Annotated in this window: 13 protein-coding genes, 2 tRNA genes and 1 rRNA gene; 11 read left to right on the forward strand and 5 right to left on the reverse strand. The window is 69.0% G+C overall.

Annotation, left to right across the window (positions count from 1 at the left end; genetic code table 11):
- Positions 1–24: 24 nt before the first annotated feature.
- The 3 genes from BMY89_RS28465 to BMY89_RS28475 form a co-directional block, all read right to left on the reverse strand.
- Positions 25–303, reverse strand: coding sequence for a DUF1028 domain-containing protein (locus BMY89_RS28465; protein ID WP_170147795.1), 279 nt, complete (start codon positions 301–303; stop codon positions 25–27).
- A gap of 154 nt (positions 304–457) precedes the next feature.
- The gene (locus BMY89_RS28470; RefSeq protein WP_092383405.1) at positions 458–1,093 is read right to left on the reverse strand and encodes a response regulator transcription factor; all 636 of its coding nucleotides are present in this window, start codon (positions 1,091–1,093) and stop codon (positions 458–460) included.
- The gene (locus BMY89_RS28475; protein ID WP_232521598.1) at positions 1,045–2,352 is read right to left on the reverse strand and encodes a sensor histidine kinase; all 1,308 of its coding nucleotides are present in this window, start codon (positions 2,350–2,352) and stop codon (positions 1,045–1,047) included. Before BMY89_RS28475 ends, BMY89_RS28470 begins: the two co-directional genes overlap by 49 nt.
- 111 nt (positions 2,353–2,463) lie before the next feature.
- On the opposite strand from BMY89_RS28475, the gene BMY89_RS28480 reads away from it, so the two are divergent.
- The 4 genes from BMY89_RS28480 to BMY89_RS28495 all read left to right on the forward strand — a co-directional run bounded on the left by BMY89_RS28480 (position 2,464) and on the right by BMY89_RS28495 (position 5,425).
- Positions 2,464–3,477 carry a fatty acid desaturase family protein gene (locus BMY89_RS28480; RefSeq protein WP_092383407.1) on the forward strand — a complete coding sequence of 338 codons (1,014 nt, stop codon included), beginning with the start codon at positions 2,464–2,466 and terminating at the stop codon, positions 3,475–3,477.
- 93 nt (positions 3,478–3,570) lie between these two features.
- Complete coding sequence (locus BMY89_RS28485; protein WP_092383409.1) at positions 3,571–4,224, forward strand: MOSC domain-containing protein; 654 nt, start codon at positions 3,571–3,573, stop codon at positions 4,222–4,224.
- A 51-nt stretch (positions 4,225–4,275) separates the two neighbouring features.
- Complete coding sequence (locus tag BMY89_RS28490; RefSeq protein ID WP_170147794.1) at positions 4,276–5,190, forward strand: alpha/beta hydrolase family protein; 915 nt, start codon at positions 4,276–4,278, stop codon at positions 5,188–5,190.
- Positions 5,191–5,230: 40 nt separating this feature from the next.
- Positions 5,231–5,425 (forward strand): hypothetical protein, encoded by a 195-nt coding sequence (locus tag BMY89_RS28495; protein WP_092383413.1) that lies wholly within the window; start codon positions 5,231–5,233, stop codon positions 5,423–5,425.
- 380 nt (positions 5,426–5,805) lie between these two features.
- On the opposite strand, the gene BMY89_RS28500 is transcribed toward BMY89_RS28495, so the two are convergent.
- Positions 5,806–5,879: transfer RNA gene (locus tag BMY89_RS28500), tRNA-Gly, on the reverse strand.
- 284 nt (positions 5,880–6,163) lie between these two features.
- Here BMY89_RS28500 and BMY89_RS28505 point away from each other — a divergent pair.
- The 6 genes from BMY89_RS28505 (at position 6,164) to BMY89_RS28530 (ending at position 11,583) form a co-directional block, all read left to right on the forward strand.
- Positions 6,164–6,237 (forward strand) — tRNA-Pro (locus BMY89_RS28505).
- 159 nt (positions 6,238–6,396) lie between these two features.
- A complete protein-coding gene (tig, locus tag BMY89_RS28510; protein WP_092383415.1) occupies positions 6,397–7,743 on the forward strand; it encodes a trigger factor in 1,347 nt (448 codons plus the stop codon).
- Positions 7,744–7,912: 169 nt separating this feature from the next.
- Positions 7,913–8,554 carry an ATP-dependent Clp protease proteolytic subunit gene (locus BMY89_RS28515; RefSeq protein ID WP_092383417.1) on the forward strand — a complete coding sequence of 214 codons (642 nt, stop codon included), beginning with the start codon at positions 7,913–7,915 and terminating at the stop codon, positions 8,552–8,554.
- Between the two features lie 14 nt (positions 8,555–8,568).
- A complete protein-coding gene (locus tag BMY89_RS28520; protein WP_092383419.1) occupies positions 8,569–9,231 on the forward strand; it encodes an ATP-dependent Clp protease proteolytic subunit in 663 nt (220 codons plus the stop codon).
- A gap of 209 nt (positions 9,232–9,440) precedes the next feature.
- Positions 9,441–10,736, forward strand: a complete 1,296-nt coding sequence (gene clpX / locus BMY89_RS28525; RefSeq protein ID WP_092383421.1) for an ATP-dependent Clp protease ATP-binding subunit ClpX — start codon at positions 9,441–9,443, stop codon at positions 10,734–10,736.
- A 49-nt stretch (positions 10,737–10,785) separates the two neighbouring features.
- On the forward strand, positions 10,786–11,583 hold the full coding sequence (locus BMY89_RS28530) for a carbon-nitrogen hydrolase family protein (RefSeq protein ID WP_092383423.1): 798 nt from the start codon (positions 10,786–10,788) through the stop codon (positions 11,581–11,583).
- Positions 11,584–11,686: 103 nt separating this feature from the next.
- On the opposite strand, the gene BMY89_RS28535 is transcribed toward BMY89_RS28530, so the two are convergent.
- The gene (locus tag BMY89_RS28535; RefSeq protein ID WP_092383425.1) at positions 11,687–11,914 is read right to left on the reverse strand and encodes a hypothetical protein; all 228 of its coding nucleotides are present in this window, start codon (positions 11,912–11,914) and stop codon (positions 11,687–11,689) included.
- 754 nt (positions 11,915–12,668) lie between these two features.
- On the opposite strand from BMY89_RS28535, the gene BMY89_RS28540 reads away from it, so the two are divergent.
- Positions 12,669–12,851: ribosomal RNA gene (locus BMY89_RS28540) — 16S ribosomal RNA — on the forward strand; the annotation flags it as partial.

Below are 12,851 nucleotides of genomic sequence, written 5' to 3' on the forward strand. Positions count from 1 at the left end.
ACGCCCGATGCGACGCGTACCGCATCAGCCGAGAATGTGGCGGGCGGCCTCACCCATCGGGTCGTCCCGGGTGGGCAGCTGCCGCACGGCCAGCGCCATCTCCTCGTGGAAGACGTCGTATAGCCGGCGCAGCTCCTTCGCCGGATGGTCGTGGTCGTCGACCCGCAGGTCCCACCGGGGGTACGGCTGATCGCCGATCACCGTCACGGTCGCTGACCGCGCCCCGTGCCGGTCGCCGCCGGCGTCCTCACCGAGTTCGATCGAGAGCAGGAGCCGCTCGGCGAGGTCGAGCGCATCGCTCACCAGTTTGCCCACCCCGGGCTTTGGCGGTGAGCGCGGCCACGCCCAGCTCGCCGGTACGTCGGCAGCGGGCGACGATCGAGAAGGTCACCACCGCCTGCTACCCCGGCGACGCGTCGCGTATACCTCCGCCGTACCGGATCGGGCGCGTTCCGGATCAGGCGTTGAGGTACGCCAGTACGGCGAGTACGCGCCGGTTGTCGTCGTCGGAAGGCGGCATGTCCAGTTTGGTGAGGATGTTGTTGATGTGTTTGCTCACCGCCTTCTCGGTGATGCGGAGCTTGGTGGCGATGGCGGCGTTGGAGCGGCCCTCGGCCATTTCGCCGAGCACCTCCCGCTCGCGGGCGGTGAGCACCGCCAGCGGCTCCCGGCGGGCGAGGAGCTGTGAGATCACCTCCGGGTCCATGGCGCTGCCGCCGGCGGCGACCCGGCGGACGGCGTCGACGAACTCACCGACATCGAAGACGCGATCCTTGAGGAGGTAGCCCACCCCACCATGCGGGGTGCTGAGCAGCTCGCGGGCGTACATGGGCTCGACGTGCTGGGAGAGCACGAGGATCGGCAGCCCGGGTATCTGGGTGCGGGCCGCGATCGCGGCCTGCAAGCCCTCGTCGGTGAACGTCGGGGGCAGGCGTACGTCGATCACCGCCACCTGGGGCCGGTGGGTGACCAGGGTGGGCAGCAGTGCCGGGCCGTTGTCGACGGACGCGACGACGTCGAAGTCGAAGGCACGCAGGAGCCGGGTCAGTCCGTCGCGAAGGAGTGCGTGGTCCTCGGCGATGACAACGCGCACGGCAACTCCATGGTGATGACGGTGGGCCCACCGGGTGGGCTCGACAGCGTCATCGTGCCATCGAAGGCGGCGAGGCGGCGTTCGATACCGCGCAGGCCGGTACCGGCGGCGGAGTCGGCGCCTCCCGCCCCGTCGTCGGTGACCACCATGGCCAACCGCCCCGCGTCGTGGCACAGCGACACCCACGCGTGCTGCGCGCGACTGTGCCGGACCACGTTGGTCAGGGTCTCGGCCACGGCGAAGTACGCCGCCGACTCGACGGGAGTGTCGAGCCGGCCAGAAAGATCGGCGTCGACCGTGATCGGCACCGGCAGGCTGAGCGCCAGTGCCCGCACCGCGCCGACCAGCCCGCGTTCCGCCAGTACGGGCGGGTGGATGCCGCGGACGAGATGCCGCAGCTCGACCAGCGCCGTGCCGCTGGACTTACGCGCCTCGGCGAGCATCTCGTGAGCCGCTGCCGGGTTCCGGTCGATCAGCTCGTCGGCGAGACCGATCATCATGCCCAGCGAGACGAGCCGCGCCTGGATGCCGTCGTGCAGGTCGCGCTCGATGCGGCGCAGCTCCGCGGCCTGGGCGTCCACCGTGTCGGCACGGGTCACGGTCAGCTGGGTGACCCGCAATCGGAGTTCGGCGGCTCTGGTCGGGGCGAGCAGGAGCCGGTCGAAGGAGGCGTCGACCCGCCGTAGCCACGGCGCCACCCACAGCCCACCGGCCAGGATGGCGGCACCCTGCGGCACGCAGAGCACAGCCTCGCCGAACGTGTCGACGGACCAGACGGTGCCGTAGCCGTACCAGTCGGTACCCATCCAGATCCACACCGGCGTCAGCGTCAGACCCGCCAGCCCGTACAGCGGAATGGCCACAACGATCGCGCCGACGGCGATCCCGACTACGGCGCCCGGCACGAGCCAGGCGAGGTCCCGCCAGGTGGCCGGGTCGGTCAGGGTCCACCGGAAGCGTCGCCAGCCGCCGGGCACGCCGCGTTCCGGAGGCGGGTGGTACGGACGTGCCACCGGGACACCGGCCCGGGAGGCGAGCCGCCGCTCAAGATCAGTGCGCTTCCTGACCAAGTTCGTCGTCCAGGGCACGAGCGCCATGCCGAGGAAGGGCACCGGCACCAGCGCCAACGAGGCGATCGACAGGACGAGCAGCGGAAGGTTCGTCAGCGCCAGACCGATCCCGGCCGCGCCGGCCAGCACGGAGCGTCCACCTCGCCGGACCCACGGGGGCACCCGCTCACCAGCTCCGGCCACGTCCACAGGTCATATTGTGCCCACGACGGCCGCCGCTTGTCGGTGGTGCCAGCACCCCTTCGCAGCGGGGGGTTAGCGCTCCTGACGGCACGGGGTCGCGGGCGGTCTGCTGAAGCCATGACAACCACGACGACCGGCAGTGACTTCGCCGTACTCTCCCGCCGGATCACCGGCGCCGGACTGATGCGACGCCGGCCCGCCTACTACGCCGTCCGGCTGGGCGTCGTCGCGCTCATGTATCTCGGCGGCTGGACGGCGTTCCTCCTGGTCGGCTCCTCCTGGTGGCAGATGATCACGGCGGTCTTCCTCGCCGTCACGTTCGCCCAGGTCGCACTCGTGGCGCACGACCTGGCGCACCGCCAGGTGTTTCGCACCAGACGGCCCAGTGAACTCGCCGGACTGCTCGCCGGCAATCTCTGCGTCGGAATGAGCTACGGCTGGTGGATGGACAAGCACACCCGTCACCACAACAACCCCAACCATGACGACCTGGACCCGGACGTGGCCCCCGAGGTGCTGATCTGGGCCGCGCAGTCAGCCGTCGGCCGGCGCGGGCTGAAAGGCTTCATCACCCGGCACCAGGCCGTCCTGTTCTTTCCCCTGCTGACGCTGCTCGCCGCGAGCCTGAAGGTGTCCAGCGTCAAGGCCCTGCGCGACGGCACGGTGCGGCGGCGCGGCGTCGAGAGCGCCCTGCTGATCCTGCACGCCGTCGGCTACCTCGCGGCGCTGCTGGCGGTCCTCGCGCCGCTCCAGGCCATCGCCTTCCTGCTGCTGCACCAGGCTCTGTTCGGCGTCTACCTGGGCATGACGTTCGCCCCCAACCACAAGGGCATGCCACACCCGACCGGCGACGAGGACTTCCTCCGCAAACAGGTACTGACCTCCCGCAACATCCACGGCAACTGGCTGACCGACGTGGCGCTCGGCGGACTGAACTACCAGATCGAGCACCACCTGTTCCCCGGCATGCCGACGCCCAACCTGCGCCGGGCCCAACCGATCGTGCAGGCGTACTGCGCCGAGATCGGCGTCGCCTACGAACAGACCGGTCTCCTCGCCTCCTATCGGCAGGCCCTGCGACACCTGCACGAGGTGGGCGCATCCGCCCGCGCCGAACACGCGGCACGCTGAGCCCGGCCCCGTCGGTCCCACCCGTGCAGCCCTCGTCCAGCGCGGGCTGGAAAGTACTCGCTCGGATCGGGTTCACCGTCGTACCGTCGCCGCATGAAGGTGCTCACAGTCAACGTCGGCCGCCCGCGACCCAACCCGTGGAAGGAGACCGCGTTGACCGGCATCGACAAACGTCCGGTCGAGGGTCCGGTGGCCGTCGTGGTCCCCGGCCCCAAGGGCACCGGCGAGGTCGGCCTGGTGGGCGACCGGGTCTACGACGTGAAACACCACGGCGGCACCGACCAGGCCGTCTACGCCTACGCCCGGGAAGACCTGGACCGCTGGGAAACCGAACTGGGCACCACGCTCGGCAACGGCGGCTTCGGAGAGAACCTGACAACCGCCGGCCTCGATGTCAACCGTGCCCTGATCGGCGAGCGCTGGCGGATCGGGCCCGACGTCATCCTGGAAGTCTCGTGCCCGAGAATCCCGTGCGGGACGTTTCAGGGCTGGCTGCGACAGCAAGGCTGGATCAAGCGATTCACCCGGGCCGCCGTGCCCGGCGCGTACCTGCGGGTGATCGTGCCCGGCCAGCTCCGCGCCACCGACCCGATCGAGATCGTGCAGCGGCCCGACCACCAGGTGACCATCGAGCTGGCCTTCCGCGCGCTGACCCTCGAACCGGAGCTGTTGCCGCAGCTGCTGGCCGCCGAGGCCCTGCCCGAGGAGGATCGGAAACTGGTCCTCCGGCGCACGTCCACCGGATAGCCGGAGGACCGCCCATCCCCGTTGGCGGGGATGAATGGATATCTTGGCGACGTGTTGTTCGAGCCGGTGTCGACGGAGCTGTCGTTCCGGCACGACGGCGACGACCTGGTCGGCGACCTGGTCCGACCGCCCTGGCCGGGCCCGTACCCGGCGGTGGTCTTCGTGGAAGGCTCCGGGCCGGGCGGCCGTGACCTGGGCGCCTGGCCGACCCGCCTGGCCGCCGCCGGCTTCGCCAGCCTCGCCTACGACAAGCCCGGCTCTGGCTCCTCGACCGGCGACTGGACCCGCCAGACCCTCACCGACCGGGCCGACGAGACGCTGGTCGCGGTCCGCACCCTGCGAGACCGGCCGGACATCCGAGCCGACGCGGTCGCGCTGATCGGTGGCAGCCAGGGCGGCTGGGTGGCCCAACTCGCGGCCTCCCGGAGTGACACCGTCGCGGCGGTGGTCTGCGTGTCGGGCCCGGGGGTGGGCGTACTGGCCCAGGAGGAGCACCGGCTGCGCCACCAGCTACCCGCCGAGGGCCACCGCGACGCGGACGTCCAGCAGGCGGTGGCGCTGCTTCACGACCAGGTCCGTCGGGTGCGCTCCGGCGAGGATCCGGTACGCGTCCACGCCGGGCAGGCGCGGTGGGAGAGCGCCCCGTGGTACCCCAGGCTGGCCGGAACGACACCCCGGTCGATCGCCTTCCTGGCCGGCATCGCCGACCACGACCCGACCGCCGCGCTCACGGAACTCACCTGCCCGTTGCTGGCCATCTTCGGCGCCGACGACCTGCTCGTACCAGTGCCGGCGAGCGTGCGGGCCATCACCAGCATCCTTCGCGAGGCAGGCCACACCGACCACGAGATCGTGGTCTTCCCCGGCGCCGACCACAACATCCGGACGTACGCCGGTGCGGCCCGAGCCCCGGGCTTCGACGAACTGGTCGTCACCTGGCTACAGCGCCGCCTCCGCCTTCCGTGACCGGTCCGGCCCGGCCCTCGGCCTCCGGTACGGTCCTCCGGTGAACCCTGCTTCGAGGCGTGCTTCCACGGTCCGCATCCTCGGGAACCTGGCCCTGGTCGCCGGCTTCCTCGTCTCGGCCATCACGCTGTCGAGCGACAACGGGTCGACCGAGCCGCACATCCTGGCGGGTCTCCTCGTCGCCACCGGGATCGGACTGCGCATCGAAGCCGCGATCAGCGAACCTCGGGTGTGACCTCGAAGAAGAGCGTTAGGCGGCGCCGATCGCTCTGCGATCGTCAGCAGGTCTGCGTGTCGTACAGCTTTGCTCGTGCCCGCTCATGACCGCTGGGGCTCCACGGTTACTGGCTCGTGGATGGCCCGCGTCGGTACGAGCGGGTTACCTGCCCATCAGGGCACTTGCCCTATGCCCGTCATCGATCTGAGCGCGCCGGTCCGCCACCGTCGCCCCGCGGGACGACAAACCCGCGGCTCGTGGCGGCGCTGGCAGTCTTGGTGCTCGGGTGCCTCGGCGGGGAGCCGGTGAACCCGCCGCAGCTTGCCCCTGAGGTGCGGTGCGAGGAACGGGAACGGCCCAGGCTCGGCGATCACGCCGTTGACCTGGGCCGGTGTTGCTGGAGCGGGCGACGAGAATCGAACTCGCACCGTCAGTTTGGAAGACTGAAGCTCTGCCATTGAGCTACGCCCGCGTACGCCCCGAACGAGGGACGTGCCCGACAGCCTACCCAATGCCCGTGGCGCCCGCGCGGCCGTATCCGCGTGCCGCGCCGTTCATGATCCACACAACTTCCGGCCTGTCGTGGTCTCGCGCCGTCCGGAGACCGCAACATCCCGCAAAGTGTGGCCTCCGCCGGGTGGGACGGCACAGAGGGGCGACCCCGTGCCGCCGGTGTCTGTTTTGTGGGCGTTCGGCGGGTTGGGTGACGCCCCGGCATCCCGTTGTCGGACCGACGGCATAGACTGCTCGTCGCCACGGGGTGTGGCGCAGCTTGGTAGCGCACTCGCTTTGGGAGCGAGGGGCCGTGGGTTCAAATCCCGCCACCCCGACTGCCGCTCGCGGCCGGGTCGTCCCGGGCGCCGGTCGTCGCCGGTCTCCGCCGTTGCTGCGGTGCCTGGGCGCTGCCGGTCCGCCGGGTCGGCTCGCCTACACTCGATGGGCCGAAAGAGCGCCCAGACTCAAACCGAGATCCGTCAAGGAGTACGCCTGTGAAGAGCACCGTCGAGACTCTGAGCCCGACGCGCGTGCGGCTCGCCATCGAGGTGCCGTTCGTCGAGCTCGAGCCGAGCCTCAAGAAGGCGTACCGGGAGATCGGCCAGCAGATCCAGATTCCTGGCTTCCGTAAGGGCAAGGTGCCGGCCGCGATCATCGACCAGCGGGTCGGTCGGGGCACCGTGCTCAACGAGGCGGTGCAGGAGGCCATCCCGCAGAACATCCTCTCGGCGGTGCGTGAGCACGACCTGAAGACCCTGGGTCGCCCCGAGGTGGAGATCACCGAGTTCAACGACGGCGACTCGCTCAACTTCACCGCCGAGGTCGACGTGCGGCCGGAGATCACCGTGCCCGAGTTGGCCTCCATCGAGGTGACGGTCGACGAGCTGCAGGTGGACGACACCGAGATCGACGAGCAGGTGAAGAACCTGCGTGAGCGCTTCGCCACCCTGAAGACCGTCGAACGCGCGGCGGCGGAGGGCGACTACGTCCAGATCGATCTGCGCGCGACGGTGGACGGCGAGGAGGTGCCGGGCGGCTCGGCCAGCAACATCTCCCACGAGGTGGGCAGCAAGCAGCTCCTGCCGGGTCTGGACGAGGCGGTTGTGGGTCTCGCCGCGGGTGACGACACCACGTTCACCACGCAGCTCGTCGGCGGGGACTTCGCCGGCCGTGACGCCGACGTGGTGGTGACCGTGCGCACGGTCAAGGAGAAGGAGCTGCCGGCGCTGGACGACGACTTCGCCCAGCTCGCCAGCGAGTTCGACACCATCGAGGAGCTGCGCGGCGACCTGCGGGAGCGGGTCACCCGGGGCAAGCGGGTCGAGCAGATCTACGCCGCCCGGGACAAGGCCCTCGAGCAGCTTGTCGAGGCGGCCGAGGTGCCGGCGCCGGAGGGCGTCATCCGCGACGAGGTGGAGAGCCGCAAGCAGGCGATGGTGGATCAGCTGGAGCGCATCGGCGCCTCCCTGGAGGACTACCTCGCCGCCGAGGAGAAGACCGAGGAGCAGATCGACACCGAGCTGACCGAGGCCGCCACCCAGGGCGTCAAGGTCCAGCTGCTGCTCGACACGCTCGCCGACGCCGAGGACGTGCAGGTCTCCGACGACGAGTTCGGCCACGAGATCGTCCACCGCGCCCAGCGCGCCGGCATGGCCCCCCAGCAGTACTACGACCAGCTGGTCCGCTCCGGCACGGCCGGCGCGGTCTACGGCGACGTCCGGCGGGGCAAGGCGCTGTCGACCGTCATGGAGCGCATCACGATCAAGGACGCGGCCGGCAACGTGGTCACCCTGGACGCGCTGCGCGAGGCCAGCGAGCAGGAGCACTCGCACGAGCACTGATCGCCGGGTGGGGCCACCGTCCGCCGGTCGCGGTGGGTGGTGGCCCGATCCCATTTCCGGGTACGCCTCGCGGTGCTGCGCTGAGAGCGAACAGTGCCCGGACCGGGACTCTGCCGGCCGGCCCAGCGGTTAGTGTCGGACACGACGGTACGGAAAGCGAAGGGCTGCCATGACCGACATGCACATCCCAGCGAAGCCACTGCGGGCTATTGACGCCCGTGGCGGTGACACCATTGGCAACCTCGACGACTCGGTCTACAACCGGCTGCTCAAGGAGCGGATCATCTTCCTTGGCAGCGAGGTGACCGACCAGGTCGCCAACCGCATCTGCGCGCAGCTGCTGCTGCTCGCCGCGGAGGATCCGGACCGCGACATCAACCTCTGGATCAACTCGCCCGGTGGCTCGGTCTACTCCGGCATGGCCATCTACGACACGATGCAGTTCATCGACAACGACGTGTCGACCGTGGCGATGGGCATGGCCGCCTCAATGGGCCAGCTGCTGCTCTGTGCGGGCACCAAGGGCAAGCGTTACGCCCTGCCGCACGCCCGGATCATGATGCACCAGCCGTCCGGCGGCATGGGCGGCACCGCCGCCGACATCGCGATCCAGGCCGAGCAGATGCTGTACACCAAGCGGATGTTCCAGGAGCGGGTCGCCTTCCACACCGGTCAGCAGCCGACGCAGATCGAGGCGGATTCGGACCGGGACCGTTGGTTCACCGCCCAGGAGGGCGTGGACTACGGCTTCATCGACAAGGTGATCACCGGGGCCGCCCAGGTTCCCGAGGGCGCCGGGACCCTGAGCTGATCGAGGAGCAGACGATGACCGACCTGAGCCTGCCGCCCCAGTTCGCGGCCGTGCACAACCGCTATGTCCTGCCGTCGTTCGTCGAGCGCACGTCGTACGGGGTCAAGGAGTCCAACCCGTACAACAAGCTCTTCGAGGACCGCATCATCTTCCTCGGTGTCCAGGTGGACGACGCGTCGGCCAACGACGTGATGGCCCAGCTGCTCACCCTGGAGGGGACGGACCCCGACCGGGACATCATCATGTACATCAACTCGCCGGGTGGCTCGTTCACCGCGATGACGGCGATCTACGACACCATGCAGTACGTCCGCCCGGACATCTCCACGGTCTGCCTCGGCCAGGCCGCCTCCGCTGCTGCGGTGCTGCTCTCCGCGGGCACCCCGGGCAAGCGGATGGCGCTGCCGAACTCGCGGATCATCATCCACCAGCCGGCCACCGAGGGCGGCTACGGGCAGGGCTCGGACATCGAGATCCAGGCCCGGGAGATCCTGCGGATGCGTACGCAGCTGGAGGAGATGCTCTCCCGGCACTGCAACCGCGCGGTCGACCTGGTTCGCAAGGACATCGACCGGGACAAGATCATGACGGCCGAGGAGGCCCGCGAGTACGGGCTGGTCGACACGATCCTCAGCAGCCGCAAGAAGGGCCTGCTGGCCGCCAACGCCGCCAGCTGACCAGTTTGGGGACGGAGGTCGGCCGGGCCGGTTGCCGGCCGACCTCTGACACACCCGTTTTGGGGGTCGGAGAAACCTCCGTCAGCGGGTAACGTCGGGGCCGTACCGCTGCGCCGGGCGACCGGCGGGGTGAGAAGAAGACGGGCGGAGCGTCAGACCTCCGCAGGTCGTGGCCGGAGCTCCGGTCGATGAGTGCAGGGAGAACGTAGGTGGCACGGATCGGTGACGGCGGCGACCTACTCAAATGCTCCTTCTGCGGCAAGTCGCAGAAGCAGGTCAAGAAGCTCATCGCGGGCCCCGGGGTCTACATCTGCGACGAGTGCATCGATCTCTGCAACGAGATCATCGAAGAGGAGTTGGCCGAGTCCGGCGAGGTGAAGTGGGAAGAGCTTCCCAAGCCGATGGAGATCTGCCAGTTCCTCGACAACTACGTCGTGGGGCAGGAGCAGGCCAAGAAGGCCCTCGCCGTCGCGGTCTACAACCACTACAAGCGGATCCAGGCCGAGGCGGCCGGCGCGCCGGGCTCCGGCAACGACGGCGTCGAGCTGGCCAAGTCGAACATCCTGCTGCTCGGCCCGACCGGGTGCGGCAAGACCCACCTGGCGCAGACCCTGGCGCGGATGTTGAACGTGCCGTTCGCCATCGCCGACGCCACCGCCCTGACGGAGGCGGGCTACGTCGGTGAGGACGTGGAGAACATCCTCCTCAAGCTGATCCAGGCCGCCGACTACGACATCAAGCGGGCCGAGACCGGCATCATCTACATCGACGAGGTCGACAAGATCGCCCGGAAGTCGGAGAACCCGTCGATCACTCGGGACGTCTCCGGTGAGGGCGTCCAGCAGGCGCTGCTGAAGATGCTCGAAGGCACCGTGGCCAACGTGCCGCCGCAGGGCGGACGCAAACACCCGCACCAGGAGTTCATCCAGATCGACACCACCAACGTGCTGTTCATCTGCGGTGGCGCCTTCGCCGGGCTGGATCAGATCATCGAGGCGCGTACGGGGCACGGCGGCACCGGCTTCGGCGCCCGCCTACGCGCCGTCTCCGACCGTTCCACCGACGACATCTTCGGCCAGGTGATGCCGGAGGACATGCTGAAGTTCGGGTTGATCCCGGAGTTCATCGGCCGCCTCCCGGTGATCACCAGTGTGCGCAGCCTCGACCGCCCGGCACTGGTGCGGATCCTCACCGAGCCGCGCAATGCCCTGGTTCGGCAGTACCAGCGCCTGTTCGAGCTGGACGGCGTCGAGCTGGAGTTCGAGCGGCCGGCGCTGGAGGCGATTGCCGACCAGGCGATGCTTCGCGGCACGGGTGCCCGTGGCCTACGCGCGATCATGGAGGAGGTCCTGCTCTCCGTGATGTACGAGGTGCCCAGCAACCCCGACGCCGCCCGGGTGCTCATCAGCCGCGAGGCGGTACTGGAGAACGTGAACCCGACCATCGTCCCGCGGGAATTCACCGGGCGCCGTGCTCGGCGTGACCGCGAGGAGAAGTCAGCCTGACGCGGCCTCCCGCTGCGCGGGTCTGCCGTTCGGCCGTACGCTGGCAGGCATGCGTGTCGCCGTCTGCCAGCTGAACTCTCGCGACGACCGGAAGGCGAATCTCGCCGCGGCGGAAGCCGCGGTCGAACGCGCGGCAGACGCTGGCGCGGACCTGGTGCTCCTCCCGGAGTACGTCGACTACCTGGGTCCCGGCGCCAGCATGCCAGCGCCGGAGCCGGCCGACGGCGAGGTCGGGCAGTTCTTCGCCGCCGCCGCACAACGACGGTCTGTCTGGCTGATCGCCGGCTCCTTCCACGAGGCCGGCCCCGACCCGCAGCGCACCTGGAACACCACGCTGGTCTTCGACCGCTCCGGCACGCTTGCCGGCAGCTACCGCAAGATCCACCTGTACGACGTGGAGATCCCCGGTCGGGTGTCGTATCGGGAATCCGCCACGGTGGCACCCGGCGACCAACCGGTGGTGGTCGACGTCGAGGGGCTCCAGGTCGGTCTGTCCATCTGCTATGACCTGCGCTTCCCGGAGCTGTACCGCCAACTGGCCACGGATGGGGGCGCACAGCTGTTGGTGGTGCCGGCGGCCTTCATGATGCACACCGGGCGGGACCACTGGGAGGTGCTGCTGCGGGCCCGCGCGATCGAGAACCAGTGCTTCGTCGCGGCGGCCGGGCAGACGGGGGATCACGAGCCCGGCCGCACCTGTTACGGGCGGAGCATGGTGGTAGACCCGTGGGGGACGGTGCTGGCCCAGGTGCCCGACGGCCCCGGGGTCGCGGTGGCCGACATCGACCTGGCCCGTCTGGAGCGCATCCGCGCCGAGCTACCCAGTCTGGCCAACCGCCGGCTCTGATCTTGCGTCAGGTGGGGTCCAGCAACGCCGACCATCCGCGCCGGTCCGGACGGAGCCCGGCGACGCTGGCGTCGGAGTGGAACGTGCAACCGGTGTCCAGGCCCTAGCCTTGAAGCAGTACGCCGACCAGTGCCAGCCCGGCGATAGCGGCGGCGGTGATCAGGAGCGCCGTGCTCATCCGCGACGGGCCCCGGCGCGCCAGCCTTCCGATGGAGACCACCACGGCGAACAGCACGAACGCGCCGATGATCAACTGCCAGAACGGCAGCAGGAGGCCGAGCAGCGCGTCCTCGGCGAGGACCGGACTGGCGAGCCGGGACACGTCATCCATGTCAGACACTCTGGCACGTCGGCGCCGTCTGTGGTCCGCCGCACGACCAAGCCTGACGCCCCGGCGGTCGGCGGCTGTGGCCGTTGGCGCATGAAGCAGCCGCCCGACGGCACGAGGCAGCCGCCACCGGTTACGGACTGGTATACGCCGGGTTCGGGTGGCCGCTATCGGAGTGGGCGGGTTACCGCCCGCTCGAGACCATCGACGTCCGATGATTTGCCTTATCCGGGGCGTCCGCGTAACTTTCTCTCTGCACGCGGGAAGCCGGGGCAAACCGGCCGAGAACGGGCGCCAGGATCGCGAGGACAACGTCTTCGCGAGACTGAGACCGGGTGGTGCGAGGCACTCCACGAGATGGAGTTGCGATCGCGAAGCCAGCCGGGTAAGGTTCTGAAGCCGGCAGGAGCCGGGCAGGTCGCTGCAAGCAGTGATCGGCCGGTCTGCGGCTCTCCACGAAAGAAGCGACCGCCGTCAGGCGTGCGCCAACGTGGGCCCGAGTGAGCTACGAAGAAGACCTGAACACTCAGGTTGACCTAGAAGAGCGACTCGGATAGTTTGGAGCGGTTGCCCCAGACGAGGTTTCAGTAAATGAAGCCGATGTATGGTGTGTGGTTGTTCTTTGAGAACTCAACAGGGTGCTTGATAAGCCAGTGCCAATTGTTTTGATGCCTTGTGCTGGGCAGGCTTTGGTCTGTTTGGTGTGGGGTTTCCTTTGGCAACATTTTTTGTTGCTGGGATGATTTTTCGACAGTTTTTGTTGGAGAGTTTGATCCTGGCTCAGGACGAACGCTGGCGGCGTGCTTAACACATGCAAGTCGAGCGGAAAGGCCCTTCGGGGTACTCGAGCGGCGAACGGGTGAGTAACACGTGAGCAACCTGCCCTAGGCTTTGGGATAACCCTCGGAAACGGGGGCTAATACCGGATATTCACTGTTGG

Source organism: Micromonospora phaseoli (assembly GCF_900109115.1).
In the GTDB taxonomy this organism is placed as follows: domain Bacteria; phylum Actinomycetota; class Actinomycetes; order Mycobacteriales; family Micromonosporaceae; genus Micromonospora; species Micromonospora phaseoli.

Bases quoted from the DNA above. Each gene is read 5' to 3' on its own strand.
- BMY89_RS28480 (WP_092383407.1), top strand. From the start codon at position 2,464: ATGACAACCACGACGACCGGCAGTGACTTCGCCGTACTCTCCCGCCGG.
- BMY89_RS28485 (WP_092383409.1), top strand. From the start codon at position 3,571: ATGAAGGTGCTCACAGTCAACGTCGGCCGCCCGCGACCCAACCCGTGG.
- BMY89_RS28530 (WP_092383423.1), top strand. From the start codon at position 10,786: ATGCGTGTCGCCGTCTGCCAGCTGAACTCTCGCGACGACCGGAAGGCG.
- BMY89_RS28520 (WP_092383419.1), top strand. From the start codon at position 8,569: ATGACCGACCTGAGCCTGCCGCCCCAGTTCGCGGCCGTGCACAACCGC.
- BMY89_RS28515 (WP_092383417.1), top strand. From the start codon at position 7,913: ATGACCGACATGCACATCCCAGCGAAGCCACTGCGGGCTATTGACGCC.
- BMY89_RS28535 (WP_092383425.1), bottom strand. From the start codon at position 11,914: ATGGATGACGTGTCCCGGCTCGCCAGTCCGGTCCTCGCCGAGGACGCG.